Here is a 20,345-nt window from a genome sequence, read left to right as displayed (position 1 = left end):
AAAGGCTGGGAGACAGGCCTAGCCCTGCATCAGGATGGCCTCCGCCAGGGCGTAGACCGCAAGCGTAATCATGGCAATTGCCACCAGGGAGAGCAGCGCCCCGCCACGGATCATGTCGATCACCCGCAGCCGGTTGCTGGCGAACACGATCGCGTTGGGCGGGGTCGCGACCGGCAACATGAAGGCCACGGAGGCGGCAAAGGCCACGGGGATCGCGAGGAGCACGACGGGAATATCCATGCGCATCGCCAGCGCAGCCACCAGCGGCAGCAGCGTGGCAGCGGTGGCTGTGTTGCTGGTCACATGCGATAGCAACATGGTCACCACCACGGCCCCGGCAATGATCAGCAGCAGCGGCCATGCCTGGGCGGCGCCCAGGCCCTCGGCGGCCAGCTCCGCCAGGCCGCTCGCCTCGATGGCCGAACCCAGGCTGAGACCACCGCCGACCAGCAGCAGCACCCCCCAGGGGAGCTCGCGCGTATTGTCCCAGGCCAGCAGCCGGCGCTGGTCTGCTGCGCCCGAGGGCAGCAGGAACAGCAGCCCGGCCCCCAGGACGGCAATCCCGGCATCCGTCAGATGAATCGGCAGGAGACCTTCCAGAAAGGGGCGCGACAGCCACGCCAGCGCTACCAGCAGGAAGACGCCGGCGACCCGGTATTCGGCCCGAGACCAGACCCCGACCTCGGCGCGCTGCTGGTCCATCATCGCCTGCAACCCCTGCAGGCGTACTCGATGAACCGGGAAGACCCAGCGCGTCAGCAACCACCAGGCCAGCAGCAGCAACGCGGTGGCCAGGGGCAGGCCCAGCATCATCCACTGCACAAAACCGATCTCGATGCCATGCCGGTCGCCCAGATAGGCGGCGGTCAGCGCGTTCGGCGGAGAGCCGATGATCGTCGCCATGCCCCCGATATTGGCGGCAAAGGCGATCCCCAGCAGGAGCGCCAGTGCGGGGCGGCGCGAATCGGCGCCGAGGCCGTTACCCGCGATGTGCGTATCACGATCCATCAGCGCCAGAACGGACAGGGCGATCGGCAACATCAGCGCAGCAGTGGCTGTGTTGCTGACCCACATCGACAGCCCCGCCGTGGCCAGCATGAAGGCCCCGACCAGGCGATGCAGGCGATCCCCCGCCCGGCTGACGATCGCGAGCGCAATCCGCTGGTGGAGTCCCCAGCGCTGTACCGCCAGCGCGATCGCAAAACCGCCCATGAACAGAAAGATGATGGGATTGGCGTAGGGCGCGGTGGCCGCGTCCATCGGCATCACGCCGAGCAGCGGCAAAAGGGCAATCGGCAGCAACGCCGTTACGGGTAGTGGCAAGGCCTCGGTAATCCACCAGGTCGCCATAAAAAGGGTCAACCCGAGCACCCACCATGCCTCGCGTGCAACACCTTCTGGCGCTGGAAAAACCAGGAACGCAAGCATCAGGAGCGGGCCCAGGAAAAGCCCAATGCGCCCGCGCCAGGCGTAGGCACTGCGCGAGGGGTTCGCACCCACCGACGAGGGGGCGCCGTCCGATTGTCGATCGGCATCGTGCGCGGACATGCCGTGGCTCCTTCACACTTCCGCAAACGTTGGCTGAACGATAACCAAGCCGCATCATCGGAAATTGCATCACCCGAGCAACGTGACTATCGTTGACGGGTTTACTGGCGCGGCCACCAATGGTCGGCCAGCCGCAGTCTCGCATGTTTTCTTACAAGGAGTCTTTCATGGCCTACGAACTGCCCGATCTGCCCTATGCCAAGAACGCGCTGGAGCCGCACATCTCCGCCGAGACGCTGGAATACCATCACGACAAGCACCACGCGACTTACGTGACCAAGCTGAACGGCCTGCTGCCCGGCTCCGAGTTCGAGAATGCCTCGCTGGAGGACATCATCAAGAAGGCCCCGGCCGGCGGCATCTTCAACAACGGCGCCCAGGTCTGGAACCACACCTTCTACTTCAACTGCATGGGCCCGGACGCCGGCGGCGAGCCGTCCGGCAAGGTGGCCGACGCGATCAACAGCGCCTTTGGCTCGTTTGATGGCTTCAAGGAGAAGTTCAACGAGGCCGCGGTCGGCAATTTCGGCTCCGGCTGGACCTGGCTGGTGCAGAATAGCGACGGCTCAGTGGAGATCGTCAACACCTCCAACGCGGCCAATCCGATGCGTGATGGCAAGACCCCGCTGCTGACCTGCGATGTCTGGGAACATGCCTACTACATCGACTACCGCAACGCGCGCCCGAAGTATCTGGAGAACTTCTGGAGCGTGGTGAACTGGGATTTTGTCGCCCAGCAGATGAAATAAGTCGCGATAACGCGATTGGGGGCCGCCCCAGTGCGGCACCCTGGGCAGAAGCCGGCGGCTCGCTCGCCGGCTTCTTCATTTGGGAGAGCTTTGCTAATGAGTGATGTCCTGCAGAATACCTACAGCCGGCTGCCGGTTGCCTTCGAACGGGGGGAAGGCGCCTGGCTCTGGGATACCGAGGGCAAACGCTACCTCGATGCCCTGTCCGGCATCGCGGTCTGCGGCCTTGGACACGCCCACCCGAAAGTGGCGCATGCGATCTGCGATCAGGCTCAGACGCTGGTACATACATCGAACCTGTTCCGCATCCCCTTGCAGGAACAGCTCGCGCGACGCCTGTGCGCGCTGGCACAGATGGAGCAGGCCTTTTTCTGCAACTCTGGCGCCGAGGCCAACGAAGCGGCCATCAAGCTGGCCCGGCTGCATGCCCGCCGCCGCGGCATCGCGAAGCCGAAGGTCATCGTGATGCACGGCAGCTTCCACGGGCGCACGCTCGCGACGCTGTCGGCCACCGGCAACGAAAAGATCCATGCCGGATTCGAACCCCTTGTCGAGGGCTTCGTGCACGTCCCCCATGGCGATGCCGAGGCCGTCGCGGCCCTGAGCAACGATCCGGACGTGGTCGCCATCCTGGTCGAACCCATCACCGGTGAAGGCGGCATCCACGTACCCCCGCCCGGATACCTGCGGCGCCTGCGCGAACTGGCTGACCAGCACGACTGGCTGCTGATGCTGGACGAGATCCAGGCCGGGATCGGCCGCACCGGACACTGGTTCGCCTTCCAGCATGAAGGCATCACGCCCGATGTGATATCACTCGCAAAAGGCCTGGGCAACGGCATCCCGATCGGGGCAAACCTGGTAGCCGGACGCGCATCCGGCCTGTTCACCCCCGGCACCCACGGCACCACCTTCGGTGGCAATCCCCTGGTCTGCCGGGCGGCCCTGGCCGTGCTGGACGTGATGCAGGACGAGGGCCTGTGCGAGGAAGCGGGCCGACAGGGCGAGATCCTCCGCCGCCGCCTGGCTGACCGGCTCGAGGACAAACCGGGGGTGGTCGCCGTGCGCGGACGCGGGCTGATGATCGGCATCGAGCTGGATCGCCCGGCCGGAACACTGGTTCAGGCCGCCCTCGACGCAGGGCTGATCCTCAACGTGACCGCGCAGCGGGTGATCCGGCTACTGCCACCACTGATCGTGGACGACGCCCAGGTCGACCAGATCGCCAGCACCGTGGCCGATCTGGTCGACACCCTGCTCGTATCCGAAGATTCCCGGGAGGCCCAGGCATGAAGCCCCGCCATTACCTGTCGTTCCACGACCTGTCCGCAGACGAGACACGCGCCCTGCTCGAACGTGCCGTCGAACTGAAGCGCCAGACTCACGCGGGCGAGCACCACGACGACATCCTGCGCGGCAAGACGCTGGGGATGATCTTCGAGAAGTCCTCGACCCGCACGCGTGTCTCGTTCGAGGTCGGCATGCAGCAACTGGGCGGCAACGCCCTGTTCCTGTCCCCGCGCGACACCCAGCTGGGCCGCGGCGAGCCGATCGAGGACACGGCCCGTGTGCTCTCGCGCATGGTGGACTGCGTGATGATCCGCACCTACGAACACGAGAAGATCGAACTGTTCGCCCAGCACTCCTCGGTCCCCGTGATCAATGGCCTGACCGACCGGGAGCACCCCGCGCAGCTGCTGGCTGACCTGCAGACCTATCTCGAACACCGGGGCGACATCCGGGGCAAGCGCGTGGCCTGGATTGGCGATGGCAACAACATGTGCCACAGCTACATGTATGCCGCGCACCTGCTGGACTTCCAGCTGGTGGCGGCCTGCCCCGAGGGCTACGACCCGGAAGAGGACGTCGTGGATGCCACACGCGACCATTTCGAACTGACCCGCGATGCGCGCGCGGCGGCCGAGGGTGCCGACCTCGTCGTCACCGACGTCTGGGCCAGCATGGGGCAGGAGCAGGAAAAGAGCGCCCGCCGCCGGGCCTTTGCCGGGTTCTTCGTGGACGCCGACCTGATGCGTCTGGCCAACGACGACGCCCTGTTCATGCACTGCCTGCCCGCGCACCGCGAGGAAGAGGTCTCCACCGAGGTCCTCGAAGGCCCACAAAGCGTGGTCTGGGACGAGGCGGAAAACCGGCTGCACGCGCAGAAGGCCCTGATGGAGTTCCTGCTGACCCGCGGCAGCTGATCCAGAACAGGACCTGTCACGAAACTGACATAATGCACACCTACACTCGGGGCCCCACCCTTGCCCCGAGTCGTGCATGCCGGATGCCGACGTGACCGATACCGAGCTCTTCCTCAACCGCGAGCTGTCACTGCTGGAATTCAACCGGCGCGTGCTGGAACTGGCACGCGACCCGGGCTTTCCCCTGCTGGAGCGGTTGCGCTACCTGAGCATCTCGTCCACCAACCTCGACGAGTTCTTCGAGGTCCGCGTGGGCTCGCTGCGCCAGCAGCTCGACCTGAACGTCCAGGCGCCGGGGCCGGACGGCCTGTCCGCGGCGGAACAGCTGCGCCTGATCGCGCCCCGGGCGCACGCCCTAGTGGACGATCAGTATCGCGCGCTCAACGACGAACTGATCCCGGCGCTGGCCGAGGAAGGCATCCATTTCGTGCGGCGCTCGCACTGGAGCGAGCAGCAGAAGGCCTGGGTACGCCAGTTTTTTCACGAGCAGCTGCAGCCCGTCCTCAGCCCGATCGGGCTCGACCCCGCGCACCCGTTTCCGCGCATCCTGAACAAAAGCCTGAACTTCATCGTCACGCTCAAGGGCAAGGACGCATTCGGGCGGGAATCCGGGCGCGCGGTGGTCCAGGCACCACGCTCCCTCCCGCGTCTGGTGAAACTCCCGCGCGAGGTGGCCAGCGGCGATTCCGATTTCGTGCTGCTGTCGTCCATCCTGCACGCCCATGTCGGCGAGCTGTTCAAGGGCATGAAGGTCACCGGCTGCTACCAGTTCCGGCTGACCCGCAACTCTGATCTGTTCGTTCAGGAAGAGGAGATCGACGACCTGCTGAACGCGCTGGAAGGCGAACTACCCCAGCGCAACTACGGCGCGGGCGTTCGCCTGGAGGTCGCGGACAACTGCCCGGAAGAAGTCGCGCAGTTCCTGCTGCAGGAATTTCATCTGGAGGCAGACGACCTCTACCAGGTCACCGGTCTGGTCAACCTGAACCGGATGATGGCCGTGTACGACCTGGTCGACCGACCCGACCTCAAGTTTCCCCCGTTCATCCCCGCCCTGCCGCGCACGGATGCCAGCGGTGAAAGCATCTTCGCGGCCATCCGCCAGCAGGACCTGCTGCTGCACCACCCCTACCAGTCGTTCATGCCGGTGGTGGATTTCCTGCGCCAGGCCGCCAGCGACCCGCGCGTCCTGGCGATCAAGCAGACGCTTTATCGCACGGGCACCCAGTCGCCACTGGTGGAAACGCTGATCGAGGCCGCGCAATCGGGCAAGGAAGTGACCGTGGTCATCGAGCTGCGCGCCCGCTTCGACGAGGCCGACAACATCGAGCTGGCCAACCGCATGCAGGATGCGGGCGTGCATGTGACCTATGGCGTGGTCGGCTACAAGACCCACGCAAAGCTCGCCCTGGTGGTGCGCCGTAACGGCGACAAGCTCGTGCGCTACGCCCACCTGGGCACGGGCAACTACCACTCGGGCACCGCCAAGGCCTATACCGATTACGGCCTGCTGACGGCCGATCCAGTACTCACCGAGGACGTCCATCGCGTGTTTCAGCAGCTCACGGGCCTTGGCAAGGTGGAACGCCTGCGCGAGCTGATCCAGGCGCCTTTCCGTCTGCACGATGCGATGTGCGAGAAGATCGAACGCGAGGCCGAGAACGCCCGCGAAGGCCGGCCTGCGCGGATCGTCGCACGCATGAACTCGCTGAACGAGACCGGCATCATCCAGGCGCTTTATCGCGCATCGCAGGCGGGCGTGAAGATTCAGCTGATCGTGCGCGGCATCTGCAGCCTGCGCCCGGGCGTGCCGGGCATCTCCGAGAACATCGAAGTGCGCTCGGTGCTCGGCCGGTTTCTCGAGCACTCTCGGGTGTTCTATTTCGAGAACGGGGGCGAGCCCGAGCTGTATCTGTCCAGCGCCGACTGGATGCCCCGCAATTTCTTCCGACGGGTGGAGGTCGCCTTTCCGATCCGCGATACCGCCATGCGCGACCGTGTCGCGGAAGAGTGTCTGTTCAACTACCTGCGGGATACCGCCAGCGCATGGGCCCTGCAGGTCGACGGGAGTTATCAGCGGGTCCAACCGGTTGCCAACGAGCCGCCCCATTCGGCACAGCAACAGTTGCTCACGACGCTCGCTAGCTGAAGACCAGCTCCAGGTCGTGGCGCGCCCACTGCCCGGCCTCCTCCTCCAGATCCGCCCGCGTCAGCGGATGCGCATCCAGCCAGCCAGCGGCAAAACCCAGCACCAGCCCGCGCTCGCGCGCCTCGATCCGCTCCAGCGGAGGGGGCTCCGGCGCACGCGAGCGATGCAGCAGCACCGCCAGTCGCAGCAGACTGGCCAGACGCAGTAACGGTTCGACCCGCGCCTGACGGACGTCATTAAGCAGCTTCGGCTTGAACGCGCGGCGGTGCATGCGCACCAGCAGCGCCAGCTCGTGCTGCTCGGGCTGCGAGAAGCCCGGCAGATCGGCCCAGTTGAGGATATATTCGCCGTGCTTGTGGTACTTGCTGTGCGCGAGCGCCAGTCCCACCTCGTGCAGCTCAGCCGCCCAGTCCAGGCGCTCGCCGTCGTTCTCGTCCAGCCCCCAGCGGGCCCGAACCGCCCCCAGCAGGCGCGCGGCCATGGCCTGTACCCGCGCGGCCTGGGCCTCGTCGACGGCAAAACGGCGGCGCAGGTTTTCAATCGTCAGGCCACGGACATCCTCGTGCCGAAAGCGTCCCAGCAGATCGTGGATCACTCCCTCGCGCAACGCGCCATCGGAAGGATGCAGCCGCTCGATCCCCAGCGCCTCGAACGCCCCGATCAGCACCGCCAGCCCGCCCGCAATCACCGGCACCCGGTCCTCGGCCAGCCCTGGCAGCTCCAGCTTGTCCAGACGCCCAACCTCGATCATGCGTTGGCGCAGGGTGCGCAACGCGTCAAGTGTCATGCCCGGTGCCTCGTCGATGCCGGTCTCGCGCACAATACGGTCCAGTGCCAGGATCGTGCCGGAGGCCCCCAGCGCCTGGTCCCACCCGGCCTCGCGATAGATGGAGGCGATCGGCTGCAGCTCCTGGCCGGCATGCAGCTCTGCGGCGGCAAACGCCCGGGGTGTCAGGCGGCCATCGGAGAAGTGCCTCTGGGTGAAGGTCACACAGCCCATCTCCAGGCTCTCGGCGAGGATGGGCCGGAAGCGCTCGCCAATGATGAATTCGGTGCTGCCACCGCCGATGTCCATCACCAGCCGCCGCCCCTCGTCATCCGCGAGCGTGTGGGCCACGCCCAGATAGATCAGCCGGGCCTCCTCGCGCCCGGCAATAATCTCCACTGGATGCCCGAGGGCCCGCTCCGCAGCGGCCAGAAAACGGTGACTGTCGGCCATCTGGCGCAGGGTATTGGTGCCCACGACGCGCACACTGCCCTGGCGTAGCTGGCGCAGGCGCTGGCCGAATCGCTCGAGGCAGTCCAGTGCGCGGCGTTCGACGGTTGCATCCAAGCGACCGCGGGCATCCAGACCACTGGCCAGTCGCACCGTTTCCTTCAGCCGGTCCATCTTCAGGACCTCACCGTCATGACGCCGGGCCACGATCATGTGAAAGCTGTTGGAACCCAGATCGACCGCCGCGACAGTCTCGCCCTGTCCGTCCATCGCCATCTACCCGTATTCTCCCGAGAGACCCTCCAGCACCCGTCGGGGCAACAGCCAGAGCAATTGCATGGGACCGGGCAGGCCGCCTCCCAGGGCGCAGACCGAACCCTTGCCCATATGCACCCCGGAAGCCCCCGACGGGCAGCCCATCAGGCGCCCGGCCAGCGAAGAGAGGTCCGGCTCATGGCCGACCACCACCAGACTGCCGTCGGCCGGCAGGCGCGCCGCTAGGGCCTCCAGTTCCACGCCGGCCACCTGTCCGGGTGCCAGCCATTTCTTCTGGCGCACCGGGACGCCCAGTCCTTCGGCGATGGGTGACGCCGTTTGACGCGCACGCAGGTAAGGGCTGGTTAGCAGTTCCACATGCCCGGAAAGCAAACCGGTCAGCGAGGCGGCCATGCGCCGAGCGCTCACCTGGCCGGCCTCGCTCAACGGCCGATCCCGATCGGCACCTTCCCACTCCCCTGCGTTGCCCGCCTGGGCGTGGCGGACCAGCACGAGACGCGGGCTCCGGCTCATGCCTGTGCGCCCCCCGGGGCCAGCAGGAACAGGCTGTAGGCCTCATCCGGCGCCGACCACTCCGCCACCTGTGCCAGTCCGGCGCCGGACAGCAGTTGCTGCACCATCGGGCGCGTAAACTTGCGCGAGATCTCGGTGCGAATGGCCTCGCCATCGGCGAACTGCAGGGTGGTCGCGGGTTCGGAGACCTGGACGGTCTGATCACCCTGGGCGACCAGGTGCATCTCGATACGTGAATGCGCCTCGACGAACGGGGCGCGATGGCGGAAACCATCGGGATCAAAATCGGCTCCCAACTCGCGATTGAGGACGGACAGCAGGTTCAGATTGAACGCCGCCGTCACACCGGCCGCGTCGTTGTAGGCCGCCTCCAGCACGGGAATAGCCTTGACCCGATCCAGCCCGAGCAGGAGCCGATCCTCCGCGCCCATGGCCGCGCGAATCTGCGACAGCAGTGCGATCGCCTCCGCGTCCTCGAAATTACCCAGGCTGCCGCCGAGAAAGGTGAACAGGCGCGGGGCTATTGGGACAGGTGTCAGCGTCGGCAGAGCCGAAAGCGCGGCGAGATAGTCACCGCACAGGGCCTCGATCACGAGCGTCGGGAATCGTCCCAGCAGTCGCTCGGCCGCCTCGTCGAGGATCTCTCCACAGACATCATTGGCGACGTAATACGGATCGTCGACGCGCTCGTTCAACGCAGCGATCAGGTACTCGGTCTTGCGCGAGGTCCCACTGCCGAGCTCGATCAACGTATGGGCACCCGAGGTCTCGACGATCTCGGTCGCTCGGGACTCCAGCAGGGCCGATTCAAGTCGAGTGGGGTAATACTCGGGCGTGTCGCAAATGGCATCGAAAAGCTGCGAGCCACGGGCATCGTAGAAGTATTTTGGCGGCAGCCAGCGCGGCGCCTCCAGCATGCCCTTGCAAAAGTCCGCTACCAACTCCGCATGGGGATCGCGCACCTGCACCACATGACGGGTATAGCGCTCCGGGAGCGACATGGCAGGACTCTCGGGATTCATGGGCACATCCGTGCTTCGGGGTTCCCGGCACGCTACCATGAAACTCCCGACCTCCCAACCGCGAGCCCGCGCCAATGTGTCGCCATCTAGCCTATCTCGGCCCGCCACTGGCACTCAGGCGGATACTGCTGGACCCGCCGCACAATCTGATCGAGCAGGCAATTGCCCCGCAGGAGCTGGTTTACGCCCGCGTCAATGCGGATGGGTTCGGCTTTGGCTGGTTCAGCGAGGACGGCACCGCACGCTGCTATCGGCGTGCCGACCCCCTGTGGCAGGACCCGAACCTGCAAGCACTCGCCGAAACACTGGAAGAACCGCTGTGGATCTCCGCCATCCGCAGCGCGACCCCCGGGTTCGGGGGCGACACCGTCAATGCCCAGCCGTTCGCCATCGACGGGCTGCTCTACAGCCACAATGGGCTCATTGGCGGCTTCCGGCCGCAGATCCGCCGCCAGATCGAGAACCTGCTGACGCCCGAGATCGAGGCGGGCATCCAGGGCACCACGGATTCTGAATACCTGTTTGCCCTGGTCCGCCAGTTCCTGGCGGATGACGAGAACGCCACACTGGAAGGCGCCCTGGGCGAGGCCTTTTCAACACTGGAAACCTGGCTCGGCGACGAAATGGCCCTGCTCAACGTCCTCCTGTCCGACGGGCGCCGTCTGGTCGCCAGCCGCCATGCGATCAACAGCCCCTGCCCCAGCCTGTACTACACGTCCGACGATGACGACTTCCCCGAGGACTCGGTGATCGTCGCCTCCGAGCCGCTGACGGACCGCGAGCGCTGGCGCCCCGTCCCTTCAGGGCACATCCTGATCCTGGATCCTGACGAGCCACCGGAACTCCTTGCGCTCTAGCCTTTCCACTCGGATATGAGCACCCCAGCATTCGACCCTCCAGCAAGCCTCGTCTCTTCTTCGTCCTTGCTGGACGACCTGGCCCGTCAGCACGAGCGCTTGAACACTGCACTGGAAAGCACACCCGCCGAAATCTGGCGTAACCAGTATCACCCGGACCTTAGCCCGATCGGCTGGCACTACGCCCACTGCCACTTCATCGAGGCCGTCTGGCTGCGCGAACGTATTCTCGGGCACCCACCACCCCGCACGCGGGACTGGCATGACCTCTATTTCCCGGAACTCAGCCCCAAATGGCGCCGGGGTGGACGCCTCCCCGCGCTCGATCGACTCACTCGATGGGGACGCGAGCTCCAGTTCCGGCATCGCGATTGGCTTGCGCGTAACGCCGAGATCCTCGACCACCCGCTGATGGCTGACGAGTACCTGACGGGGTTCCTTGCCCAGCACCACGCGATGCACCTGGAGACCCTGGCTCAGGTGCGCTGGTTTGCCCGCCTTCAGGGGCCTGAGCCCGGCTACTCGGAACCCCGCCTGCAGGCGCCCGAGATCACCTCGCAATCCTGGCGCGAATGGGATGCCGTGCACACCACCGTAGGCAGCGACGACGTACTGGTCTTCGACAATGAAAAGGGCGTTCACGGGAAGGAACTCGCGCCCTTTGCCATCCGGCGCGACCCTGTCACCAACGGGGAGTGGCAGGCCTTCATGCAGGAGGCCGGCTATCACCGCCCCGAACTATGGAGCCGCGAGGGATGGGACTGGCGCAACGCCCACGACATCCGGGCCCCACTCGGGTGGCGCGGGTCCGGGACCGACATTGGCCTGCAGGTTCTGCCGGAGGGAACGGTACAGCGCAACGCCGATGCCCCGGTGGTGGGCGTATCCCGCTTCGAGTCCGAGGCCTTCGCCCGCTGGGCCGGCGCCCGGCTGCCCCACGAACACGAATGGGAACATGCTCAGCGCGAGGGATCGCTGCGAGGCACCGGCCGAGTATGGGAGTGGTGCGGAAATCCGTTCGCACCGTATCCCGGATTCCGCCCGTTCCCCTACAACGAATACTCGGCCCCGTGGTTTGACGGCCAGCATTACGTCCTGCGCGGCGGCAGCGACTGGAGCGATCCGCTGCTGAAACGACCGAGCATGCGCAATTTCTTCACCCCGGAGAAACGCCATGTCTTTGCCGGCGTGCGCCTCGCACGTACGATGGAACCCTGACCCCACCGGATAACATCCCATGAGCCGCACCCTATCCCTGCGTCCCCTTGTTGCATGCCTCTGGCTAAGCGCCCTGCTGTTGATCCCGGCCCTGGCCAGCGCCGATGGAAACACCACACTGATGCTCTCCGGCCATGCCGAGCAGCAGGTGGAGAATGACCGCATGACGGTCCAGATGCAGGCCCAGGCCCGTGCCCCGGACGCACGGGACGCCGCAGACACGGTCAACCGCCGCATGGAACAGGCCCTGGCTCGCGCGGAAGACTACGACGCGGTCGAGGCGTCGACCCGCAGCTACACGACACAGGCCATCCACGACCGCGACAAACCTGGCCAGATCACAGCCTGGCAGGTCCAGCAGACCCTGGAACTCGTCAGTAGCGACTTCGAGACCCTGACCGAGCTGGTCGGGGCCCTCCAGGGAGACGAACTCACCGTGGGCCAGATCCGCTTCTCGCTCAGCCGCGAGACACAGCAGGAGCACCGCAAGGCCTTGCTGGAGGCCGCCATGCACGACTGGAAGGAACAGGCCCGCGCGATGGCACGTTCCCTGGGGGCTACCCATCTGCGCCCCGTGGAAGTCGAGCTCGTCGACAGCGGCTATGACCGCCCGCAGCCGATGATGGCGATGCGCGCGATGGACGAAGCCGCCAGCCAGCCTGCACTGGAGGCCGGGACCTCCACGGTTTCCGTCACCGTGCGCGCCAAAGTCGAAGCGCTGGGGGGCGAGACGCTGCGCGTCGACCCGTAGTCAATCTACAGGAGCTGGCTAGCGTGCGAGATGCAGGGCCAGCTCCCCTTCGCGCACATCGATGCTCTCGATCCCCGCGCGCAGGTGCTGGAAGGGCTCCAGCGCCAGCAGGTCCTCGTCTTTCAGGCCGCCCAGCCACGCATCCGGCAGGGGGATGCCGGCGACGGACACACCGACGAGCCGAGCTCGCAGTTCCTCGCCTTCGGTCTCGAAGCGCACACCGGAGCGCACGTTCAGCACACGCCCGCCCATCAGCGGCACATCCGCCGGCACGTCGATGCGCACGCGCGTGCTCACCTGCCCCGGCGTCAGGCGGACCGCCACCCGGCCGGCCAGGTCCGGATCGCGCGCGATCAGGGCATTCAGCTCGCGTTCGCTGAACTGGACGATCCGCGCCTCGTCGGTCTCTTCGTAGAGTTCGGGGATCAGCGGCTCCGCTTCCGCCTCGAGGTCGATGATCGGCTCACTGGGGGCCTGATCGGGGCGCGGTGCATCGGGTGCAGAGATCGCCTGCAGCTTGGCCTCGAGCTCCACCTGCTCCTGCTCGCTCAGGGTCACGGGCTTCGGCTCGCCGGACTGCAGCATCACCACGCCCCAGAACGCCGCCCAGATGACCGCGAGCACCAGCAGGACGATCAGATAGCGCGGGGGCCGCCCGGTGGAGCGGTACTGGATCGGTGCGGAGGGTTCGTTGTATTTGGCCATTGCGCGGTTCCGTCCCTGGGGGACGCTTCATGGGGATCGCAATATGGTCGCACAGACACCCACGCGTGTGCGCAGGCGCTTCTGCCTAGATGAAGTCGAACAGGGAGAGCCGGTTGACCTGGGTATAGGTCTGCTGGGCCGCCTGAAGCGCCACCTGCTGCTGGTTGAAGCGGCTGATCGCCTCGGCATAGTCCAGATCGCGGATCTGCGACACCGCGCTTTCCAGATCCAGCAGCCGGTCCTCGTTGAGGTCCTTTTGCTGGTCAAAGGCCTTCAGCTTGCTCCCCAGCTCGGCACGCTTGTCACTGAAGTTACCAAGCACGGCATCCAGATCCGCCAGTGCGGTGTTGCTGGCGCTGGCCAGATCCGCCCGCGCACTGGCGGAGTCGCCACTGCGCTCCAGGGCATCGATAATGCGATCCAGCGTCTGGAACACGCTGAAATTCTCGGCCGGACGCGATAGCACCTCGTCACCCGGCTCGGGCGTACCGCTGATGGTCACGCTGCGGCCGGCGAATTCGATGGACTCGCCCGATACATAGGGGACATCCTCTTCCAGCGAAACAGTACCGCCGTCCTCGTCGACATAGGTAATGCTGTAGACAAGCCCCCCATCGCCGTTCTCGTCGAAGGAGATGCTGTATTCGCGATCATCCAGGTCGGAAACACTCGTGACGCCAGTTTTCTCCAGCACCAGCGACCCATTGTTCTCGACGACCTCGGCACCGACACGGCCATCGTTCTCCGGGATATCCATGAACACGGCCGCGCCATCATGGCCCACCGCGATCTTGCGATCGGCCGAAACGGCCACCTCGCGCACACTCCCCGCACCCGCAGCCCCTTCGTAACGGATCTCGCCATCGCCATCCTGCCGGAAGGGCTGATTCTGGGACTTGGTGCCAGCGAAAATGTATTCGCCATTGGGATCCTTGGTGTTGGCAACATCCAGCAGGCCGTCGCGGATCTGGCGCAGCTCGTCGGCCAGGTACCCGCGGGTCTCACGCGTCTGGCTGTCGTTGTTGCCGGTGACGACCAGCTCGCGCGCACGTTGCAGGGCATCGGTGCCCTGCTGCAGCAGTGATTCCTGTTGCTGCATGCGCGGCTGGGTGTTCTCCATGTTGCGCTGGAACTGCTTGGTCGCCTTGATGATGCGCTCGAACTGGTTGATCTGGGTCGCGCCGCTCGGGTCGTCCGATGGCGACAGGATGCGCTTGCCGGAGCCCAGCTGCAGCGAGGTGCGGTTGAGTTCGCCCTGGCCCGCCTGGATCTGGTTGATCCCGCTCTGGAAGATCTGGGTTGTGGAGATACGCATCGGGTTTCCCTCGAATTGCCAGCTGTTCAACGGCGGAACGCGCCCAGCAGGCTGTCGAACAGCGAATTGCTGACCTGGATCACCTGGGCGGCGGCCTGATAGGCCTGCTGGTAGCGGATCAGGTCGGCGGCCTCTTCATCCAGATTCACGCCCGAGATCGACTCGCGCTGGGCCTTGGCCTGCTCCAGCTGGGCATTCGCGGAGTCCAGCGCCACATTGGCCTGTCGCGTGCGCGTGCCGACATTCGCGATCAGGCTGTTGTAGGAATCACCAAAGCCGGGTACACGACGTTCGCCGTCTTCTGTCTGAACTGTGCGAGCCTCGGACAGATCAGCCATCTCGAGCATGTTGCGGTTATCCCCCGGCCGGTCGCGGTCGAGCCCGATGGTCAATTGGTCATCCGGACCGGGCTCACCGCTGAGCGTGATCGACCAGCCATGCTCAGTCTCAATTGTGACCGCATCCCCACCATTCACTGCCCCCCGGCCAATCTCGTTGCCATCGGCGTCCTCGACCACGTATTCGTCAGTATCGCTATCGATAACGATAGTGGCCGCGCTGTCCAGCAAGGATGGATCAAACCCGTCGGCAACTTCGAGGGCATCTACCGTACCGCTCCAGTCATCCCCGTCGGCAACAGTCGCCTCTGGGAGAGCTGCAGCTGCGGCGATCCCGGCCGGGTCATCCAAGACGACTTCGAGGTCGCGCGCGCCATTGCGGGTCGGCTGGATCAGCCAGTTGTCGCCCTCCGTGGGGTCATCGGGATTATCGAGCTCGTTTACGTCGATGATCATGCCGTCGGCTCGGAAGCGACCGTCGCCGAGGTCTTCCATCTCCACCACCTGATTGCCCGGCAGCCGCAGTAGTTCGAACTCCTCGTCGCTGTTTACGCGCAGACGGTAGTCGGATGTGGTCAGCCGGTCGGCGTCAGCGATCTCAACGCCCGGGACACCACTCTCGGCGTTACTGGAACGTCCCCATACTGCGGGTTCGCCGATCCCGAAGATGTCGCCCCCGATCTGGCCATCGGCATCGAGACCCTGGGCGTTCTGCTCGTTGAAGGCCTGTCCCAACTGAGTGGCGATCTGACCCAGGGTGTTCTGCGCGGGGTCGATGACCGAGTCGCGAATCTCCAGCAGCCCCCCGAGCTCACCGCCCTGCAGGAAGCGAGTCACATTCGCTACCCCACTGCCCGACTGAATACCGACCTCTAACTTGCCCGGGTCCCCGGAGAAGGATTCGGCCACCAGCGACTGGTTGGTTCCGCCCAGCACCAGCGCCTGACCATTGCCGATGAACACATTCAGCGCGCCGTCGTCCTGCTCGACCGTGGTGACGTCGATCTTCTCCGCCAGCTGGTTCAGCACACGGTCGCGCTGGTCCAGCAGGTCGTTCGGTGTGCCCTGGGTGCTCTTGGCAACGATCTCGCGGTTGAGGCCCGCCAGCGATTCGGCGAGCTGGTTGATCTCCTTGACGTTGGTCTCGATCTGCCCATTCAGGATGCGCCGCTGCTCCTCCAGGCGCCCGTCGATGGCCTTGAAGCGCTCGGCCAGCGACTCGGCCTCGGTCAGGAACACCGTGCGTGCAGCATTGGAGGTCGGATCATTGGCCACGTCGGAGGCGGCATCAAAGAACCCCTGCAAGACCGGCGCCAGGCCACTGGCCTCGTCCGCCAGCAGGTTGTCGATCCGTCCGGCGAGATCCGCCTTCGCCTGGGCGTTGGACTGCTCGGAGATGCTGGTGCGCAGCTGGGTGTTGACGAAGTCATCCGAGATGCGCCGGATGGCATCCACGCCGACCCCCTGCCCCTGATACGAGCCACCCAGGAACTGCGGGTTCAGGTTGCCCAGCTCCGTGCGCTGACGGCTGTAGCCCTCGGTCGCGGAGTTGGCGATATTGTTGCTGGTCGTGCCGATCGCGCGCTGAAACGCCAGCAGCGCGGAGGTCCCAATACCGGAGACACTCATACCCCGCCCCTCCCGGTCAGGCTCGCCCAGCTGGATTTACGTGTCTGCGACATGGTCTACCCCTCGTTTCGGGTAACGGCCGGCTCGGCCAATGCTTGAGTCGGCTCCGGATTCACGTAGCCCGACAGCTGATCGCGTACCCGCAGCACCTTGTCCGCATAGGCGGGGTCGGTCGCGTAGCCGGCGGCCTGCAGCTCACGGATGTACTGGACATCGTCGCCAGCCTGAAGGGCGCGGTGATAGCGCGGATTGTTGCGGATAAAGTCGACGTAGTCGGCGAAGGAATCCGCCGGATCGGCGTACGCGCGGAAACGTGCCTGCTCGCGCTGGGCCACGCCATCACGGTACTCCAGAGTACCCACGGCGACCTGATCCCCCTCCCAGCGGGAGTCGGCCTTGATGCCGAACAGGTTGAAGCTTGGCTGGCCGTTCTCGCGCGAGGGCACGTGCCGTCCCCAGCCGGTCTCCAGGGCGCTTTGCGCCAGCAGGATGCCGGGCTCCACGCCCAGGTCGGCAGCCGCTTCCCGTGCCAGGGGTTCCAGTGTCGCAACAAACTCGGACGGGTCGCGTGGCGGCCAGTCGATCGCCAGCGGGCTCGGCGCACCGCCCAGCCGTTGGAGCTCACCGGCTCCAGCCCCCGTGTCGCTTTGTGCAGGACGCACGGGCGCGACGGGCTCGAGTTCGCGTTGTTCGTCGGACAGGCGCCGGAAATTCAGGTCACCCCGGCGTTGCGGGAGATCCAGGGACGCCAGCCGCTCGGGATCCCGGAGACCCTGCCCGTCCTGCGGCTGGCTCTGCTGCGACAGCTGCTGCATCAGTACCTCGCGCAGTCCAATCCCGTCGCCCTGACTCATGGCCTTGGCGAATTCCTGGTCCTGCATCTCGAGGTACATCTTGCTCTGCTCGTTGTCGAACAGTCCGTCGCCCAGCGAGGCCTCGCGCATCTGCTTGAGCATCTGGCCGATCAGCATCGCCTCGAACTCGCGTGCGACCGCCTCCAGCGCCTCGTCCCCGCCTCCCTGGGCGGCGCGCCCGAGGTCACGCAGGCCGCTCGGGTCGCTGGCCAGCGCCGAGCGTGCCTGCATGGAGAGATCGTGGCCGGAGGAGATCATCAGATGACCACCAGCTCCGCGCGCAGGGCGCCCGCCTCGCGCAGGGCCTCGAGGATGGCCACCAGATCACCCGGAGCCGCGCCCACGTTGTTCACCGCGCGCACGATCTCGTCCAGCGAGGTGCCGGGGTCAAACAGGAACATGGTGCTGTCGTCCTGCTGGATGGCAATGTCGGTCTGCGGCTGCACCGCGGTTTCGCCCTCGGCAAAGGGCTGCGGCTGCACCACCTGCGGGGCCTCGCTGATGGTGACGGTCAGGCTGCCATGAGAGACCGCCGCCGGGGTCACCTGCACGCTGGAGCCGATCACCACGGTCCCGGTGCGCGAGTTCACAATCACCCGTGCCGGGGGCGCACCTCGCTCGATGGGCAGGTTCTCCAGCTCGGCGACAAAACCCACGCGCTGGTCCGGGTTCTGGGGCGCGCGCACACGCACCGAGGATCCGTCCAGTGCATGTGCCACGCCAGGCCCAAACGTGTCGTTGACGGTCTCCACCAGCCGGTTGGCCGTTGTGAAGTCCGGACGGTTCAGGTTCAGGGTCACGTGGTCGCCCTGGGCAAAAGCGGTCGGCACCTCGCGCTCGACCGTCGCGCCATTCGGGATACGCCCGACACTTGGGACGTTCACGGTGATCCGTGACCCGTCCTGCCCCTCGGCACCGAAACCGCCCACAACCAGGTTGCCCTGGGCGATGCTATAGGTCTGCCCGTCCGCGCCCTTCAGCGGCGTCATCAGCAGGGTCCCGCCCCTCAGGCTGGTCGCGTTCCCCATCGAGGAGACGGTCACGTCGATGCGCTGACCGGGCTTGGCGAACGGGGGCAGGTCGGCTGTAACCATGACGGCCGCGACATTGCGCAACTGTGGGTTGCCGGCCTCGGGGGTCAGCCCCAGCTGGCCGAGCATGTTGTTCAGGCTCTGGATGGTGAACGGGGTCTGCGTGGTCTGGTCGCCCGTACCGTCCAGCCCCACGACCAGGCCATAGCCCACCAGCTGGTTCTCGCGCACGCCGAAGACACTGGCCACGTCCTTGACCCGTTCGGTGTAGGTGCGCTCCTGCATCGCCGCCTGCTGCTGGATCGCTGTCTGGGCCTGCGCGCCGGCGATTCCGCCCAGCAGTAGCCCCATGGCGACCATCAGACCGGGCAGCACGCGCCCTGCGATGCGGCGCATGCTGCGCCGATGCGACTTGTACCCTGTTCGTTGCATCTCGGATCTCCCGCTCAGAACGGCCACCAGGGGCTATTGAAGAAGCGGGTGATCCACCCGGGCGTGTTGCTGTCGGCCAGCACACCCGTGCCGCCGTAGTAGACCCGCGCATTGGCCACCTGCGTCGACAGGACGGTGTTGTTGGTCGTCACGTCCACCGGGCGCACGATGCCGCGAAAGCGCACGTATTCCTCGCCCTGGTTGATGCCCAGCCACTTCTCGCCCTGCACCACGAGATTGCCGTTCGGCAGTACCTCGGCGACGGTCACGGTGATCTCGCCATCCAGCTGGTTACTCTGCGACGAGTCGCCGGAGCCATCGAAGTCACGGCTGCTGGTATTGCTGGCACCGAACAACGGACGGCCACGGTGGGTCGCCTCGCCGCCGAACGCCTGCAGATTGCCGAGATCCAGGTTCGAATCCTTTTGCGTAGAGGTCGAGGCGGACTTCTGCGCCTGGGTGCTCTCGGCCAGGATCACGGTCAGGATGTCGCCCACCTGGCGTGCCTTGTAGTCCTCGAACAGGCCCTGAGACTGCGCGACCTGGTAGATGCCGCCATTGTTCTGGGCCTGCGGCACCGGTTGCGGCGGCATCACGGGGTTGTAGTCCGGGTTGTCCCCGGGCATCGTCGGCTGGGTCGCGGCGCAGGCGGACAGCACCACCACAGCCGCCAGGCCCAGGATCGGTCGCATCAGTGTCTCAAGCCGGTTCATCGCGCTACCCGATCGTCTGGTTGACGAACTGCAGCGACTGGTCGGCCGCGGAGATCGCCTTGGAGTTGACCTCGTAGGCGCGCTGGGTCTCGATCATGTTCACCAGCTCCTCGGCGATGTTCACGTTCGAGGTCTCCAGCGAGCCCTGTACCAGGGTGCCGGTACCGTTCAGCCCGGGCTGGGCCTGCTGGGCGACGCCGGAGGCCGCAGTCTCCTGGAACAGGTTCTCGCCCATCGCCTGCAGACCCGCCGGATTCACGAAGTCCGCCAGCTGGATGTTCCCCAGCTCCACCGGTTCGGCCTGCCCCGGGATCTGCGCGGTCACGGTCCCATCCTTGCCGATCGCCAGCGACTGGGTATCCGGCGGCACGAACAGGCCCGGCTGCAGCGGATAGCCGTTCGACATCACCACCTCGCCATCGGCATTGAGCTGGAAGCTGCCGTCCCGTGTGTAACCAATGTCCCCATTGGGCATCAGGACCTGGAAGAAACCCCGCCCTTCGATCGCGACATCCAGCGAGTTGTCGGTCTGCTGCAGGTTACCCTGGGTAAACATCTTCTCGGTGGACACGGCGCGCACACCGGTACCGATCTGCAGCCCCGAGGGCAGTTGCTGATCCTGGGTGGCCTGGGCGCCCGGCTGGCGTACGGTCTGGTAGATCAGATCCTCGAACACCGCACGGTCCTTCTTGAAGCCGGTGGTATTCACGTTGGCCAGGTTGTTCGAGACCGTCGACATGCGCGTGTGCTGCGCGTCGAGGCCGGTCTTGGCAATCCACAGTGCCTGGTTCATGGTGCTCTCCTGTCAGTCCTGCAATGGGGGCC

At 65.8% G+C, this 20,345-nt stretch carries 18 protein-coding genes; 7 read left to right on the top strand and 11 right to left on the bottom strand.

What is annotated here, in order from left to right; genetic code table 11:
- Positions 1–18 precede the first annotated feature (18 nt).
- The gene (locus tag F467_RS0107195) at positions 19–1,548 is read right to left on the bottom strand and encodes a DASS family sodium-coupled anion symporter (RefSeq protein ID WP_018139125.1); all 1,530 of its coding nucleotides are present in this window, start codon (positions 1,546–1,548) and stop codon (positions 19–21) included.
- Positions 1,549–1,715: 167 nt separating this feature from the next.
- Here F467_RS0107195 and F467_RS0107190 point away from each other — a divergent pair, with 167 nt between their 5' ends.
- From F467_RS0107190 to ppk1, 4 genes are all read left to right on the top strand, one after another.
- A complete protein-coding gene (locus F467_RS0107190; RefSeq protein WP_018139126.1) occupies positions 1,716–2,297 on the top strand; it encodes a superoxide dismutase in 582 nt (193 codons plus the stop codon).
- Between the two features lie 96 nt (positions 2,298–2,393).
- Positions 2,394–3,590: an acetylornithine transaminase gene (locus F467_RS0107185; protein ID WP_018139127.1), complete on the top strand. Its 1,197-nt coding sequence runs from the start codon at positions 2,394–2,396 to the stop codon at positions 3,588–3,590.
- Positions 3,587–4,501 (top strand): ornithine carbamoyltransferase, encoded by a 915-nt coding sequence (argF, locus tag F467_RS0107180; protein WP_018139128.1) that lies wholly within the window; start codon positions 3,587–3,589, stop codon positions 4,499–4,501. Before F467_RS0107185 ends, argF begins: the two co-directional genes overlap by 4 nt.
- Before the next feature lie 76 nt (positions 4,502–4,577).
- Entirely contained in the window at positions 4,578–6,650 is a 2,073-nt protein-coding gene (ppk1, locus tag F467_RS0107175) for a polyphosphate kinase 1 (RefSeq protein ID WP_018139129.1), read from the top strand.
- Here the strand turns inward: ppk1 and F467_RS0107170 are convergent.
- The 3 genes from F467_RS0107170 to egtD are packed head-to-tail and all read right to left on the bottom strand — an operon-like array spanning position 6,643 to position 9,677.
- Complete coding sequence (locus F467_RS0107170) at positions 6,643–8,142, bottom strand: exopolyphosphatase (RefSeq protein ID WP_018139130.1); 1,500 nt, start codon at positions 8,140–8,142, stop codon at positions 6,643–6,645. The genes ppk1 and F467_RS0107170 overlap by 8 nt on opposite strands.
- The gene (locus F467_RS0107165) at positions 8,143–8,634 is read right to left on the bottom strand and encodes a histidine phosphatase family protein (protein ID WP_018139131.1); all 492 of its coding nucleotides are present in this window, start codon (positions 8,632–8,634) and stop codon (positions 8,143–8,145) included.
- Between the two features lie 17 nt (positions 8,635–8,651).
- Entirely contained in the window at positions 8,652–9,677 is a 1,026-nt protein-coding gene (egtD, locus tag F467_RS0107160) for an L-histidine N(alpha)-methyltransferase (protein WP_026182218.1), read from the bottom strand.
- A 74-nt stretch (positions 9,678–9,751) separates the two neighbouring features.
- Between egtD and egtC the strand changes: the two genes are divergently transcribed.
- The 3 genes from egtC (at position 9,752) to F467_RS0107145 (ending at position 12,503) form a co-directional block, all read left to right on the top strand.
- Entirely contained in the window at positions 9,752–10,534 is a 783-nt protein-coding gene (gene egtC / locus F467_RS0107155; RefSeq protein ID WP_018139133.1) for an ergothioneine biosynthesis protein EgtC, read from the top strand.
- 66 nt (positions 10,535–10,600) lie between these two features.
- A complete protein-coding gene (locus F467_RS0107150) occupies positions 10,601–11,752 on the top strand; it encodes an SUMF1/EgtB/PvdO family nonheme iron enzyme (RefSeq protein ID WP_018139134.1) in 1,152 nt (383 codons plus the stop codon).
- A gap of 19 nt (positions 11,753–11,771) precedes the next feature.
- Positions 11,772–12,503 carry an SIMPL domain-containing protein gene (locus tag F467_RS0107145; protein ID WP_018139135.1) on the top strand — a complete coding sequence of 244 codons (732 nt, stop codon included), beginning with the start codon at positions 11,772–11,774 and terminating at the stop codon, positions 12,501–12,503.
- An 18-nt stretch (positions 12,504–12,521) separates the two neighbouring features.
- Here the strand turns inward: F467_RS0107145 and F467_RS0107140 are convergent, their stop codons facing one another.
- From F467_RS0107140 to flgG, 7 genes are all read right to left on the bottom strand, one after another.
- Positions 12,522–13,208 (bottom strand): hypothetical protein, encoded by a 687-nt coding sequence (locus tag F467_RS0107140; protein WP_018139136.1) that lies wholly within the window; start codon positions 13,206–13,208, stop codon positions 12,522–12,524.
- Between the two features lie 85 nt (positions 13,209–13,293).
- A complete protein-coding gene (gene flgL, locus F467_RS0107135; protein WP_018139137.1) occupies positions 13,294–14,523 on the bottom strand; it encodes a flagellar hook-associated protein FlgL in 1,230 nt (409 codons plus the stop codon).
- A gap of 26 nt (positions 14,524–14,549) precedes the next feature.
- Complete coding sequence (gene flgK / locus F467_RS0107130) at positions 14,550–16,490, bottom strand: flagellar hook-associated protein FlgK (RefSeq protein WP_018139138.1); 1,941 nt, start codon at positions 16,488–16,490, stop codon at positions 14,550–14,552.
- A gap of 56 nt (positions 16,491–16,546) precedes the next feature.
- Entirely contained in the window at positions 16,547–17,602 is a 1,056-nt protein-coding gene (flgJ, locus tag F467_RS0107125; RefSeq protein ID WP_018139139.1) for a flagellar assembly peptidoglycan hydrolase FlgJ, read from the bottom strand.
- Positions 17,602–18,735 (bottom strand): flagellar basal body P-ring protein FlgI, encoded by a 1,134-nt coding sequence (locus F467_RS0107120; RefSeq protein WP_369771744.1) that lies wholly within the window; start codon positions 18,733–18,735, stop codon positions 17,602–17,604. The genes flgJ and F467_RS0107120 overlap by 1 nt, the downstream gene beginning before the upstream one ends.
- 86 nt (positions 18,736–18,821) lie before the next feature.
- Complete coding sequence (flgH, locus tag F467_RS0107115; protein ID WP_018139141.1) at positions 18,822–19,520, bottom strand: flagellar basal body L-ring protein FlgH; 699 nt, start codon at positions 19,518–19,520, stop codon at positions 18,822–18,824.
- Positions 19,521–19,524: 4 nt separating this feature from the next.
- On the bottom strand, positions 19,525–20,313 hold the full coding sequence (gene flgG / locus F467_RS0107110) for a flagellar basal-body rod protein FlgG (protein WP_018139142.1): 789 nt from the start codon (positions 20,311–20,313) through the stop codon (positions 19,525–19,527).
- Positions 20,314–20,345 lie beyond the last annotated feature (32 nt).

Origin of the sequence: Thioalkalivibrio sp. ALJ12 (assembly GCF_000378305.1) — a bacterium.
Taxonomy (GTDB): Bacteria; Pseudomonadota; Gammaproteobacteria; order Ectothiorhodospirales; family Ectothiorhodospiraceae; genus Thioalkalivibrio.
Note: the sequence above shows the minus strand (reverse complement) of the source record. Positions and strands in the feature narration are given on the sequence as shown.

Bases quoted from the DNA above. Each gene is read 5' to 3' on its own strand.
- egtD (WP_026182218.1), bottom strand. From the start codon at position 9,677: ATGAATCCCGAGAGTCCTGCCATGTCGCTCCCGGAGCGCTATACCCGT.
- F467_RS0107190 (WP_018139126.1), top strand. From the start codon at position 1,716: ATGGCCTACGAACTGCCCGATCTGCCCTATGCCAAGAACGCGCTGGAG.
- F467_RS0107170 (WP_018139130.1), bottom strand. From the start codon at position 8,142: ATGGCGATGGACGGACAGGGCGAGACTGTCGCGGCGGTCGATCTGGGT.
- F467_RS0107185 (WP_018139127.1), top strand. From the start codon at position 2,394: ATGAGTGATGTCCTGCAGAATACCTACAGCCGGCTGCCGGTTGCCTTC.
- ppk1 (WP_018139129.1), top strand. From the start codon at position 4,578: ATGCCGGATGCCGACGTGACCGATACCGAGCTCTTCCTCAACCGCGAG.
- argF (WP_018139128.1), top strand. From the start codon at position 3,587: ATGAAGCCCCGCCATTACCTGTCGTTCCACGACCTGTCCGCAGACGAG.
- egtC (WP_018139133.1), top strand. From the start codon at position 9,752: ATGTGTCGCCATCTAGCCTATCTCGGCCCGCCACTGGCACTCAGGCGG.
- F467_RS0107145 (WP_018139135.1), top strand. From the start codon at position 11,772: ATGAGCCGCACCCTATCCCTGCGTCCCCTTGTTGCATGCCTCTGGCTA.
- flgL (WP_018139137.1), bottom strand. From the start codon at position 14,523: ATGCGTATCTCCACAACCCAGATCTTCCAGAGCGGGATCAACCAGATC.
- flgH (WP_018139141.1), bottom strand. From the start codon at position 19,520: ATGAACCGGCTTGAGACACTGATGCGACCGATCCTGGGCCTGGCGGCT.
- flgK (WP_018139138.1), bottom strand. From the start codon at position 16,490: ATGAGTGTCTCCGGTATTGGGACCTCCGCGCTGCTGGCGTTTCAGCGC.
- F467_RS0107140 (WP_018139136.1), bottom strand. From the start codon at position 13,208: ATGGCCAAATACAACGAACCCTCCGCACCGATCCAGTACCGCTCCACC.
- F467_RS0107195 (WP_018139125.1), bottom strand. From the start codon at position 1,548: ATGTCCGCGCACGATGCCGATCGACAATCGGACGGCGCCCCCTCGTCG.
- flgG (WP_018139142.1), bottom strand. From the start codon at position 20,313: ATGAACCAGGCACTGTGGATTGCCAAGACCGGCCTCGACGCGCAGCAC.
- F467_RS0107120 (WP_369771744.1), bottom strand. From the start codon at position 18,735: ATGGTCGCCATGGGGCTACTGCTGGGCGGAATCGCCGGCGCGCAGGCC.
- flgJ (WP_018139139.1), bottom strand. From the start codon at position 17,602: ATGATCTCCTCCGGCCACGATCTCTCCATGCAGGCACGCTCGGCGCTG.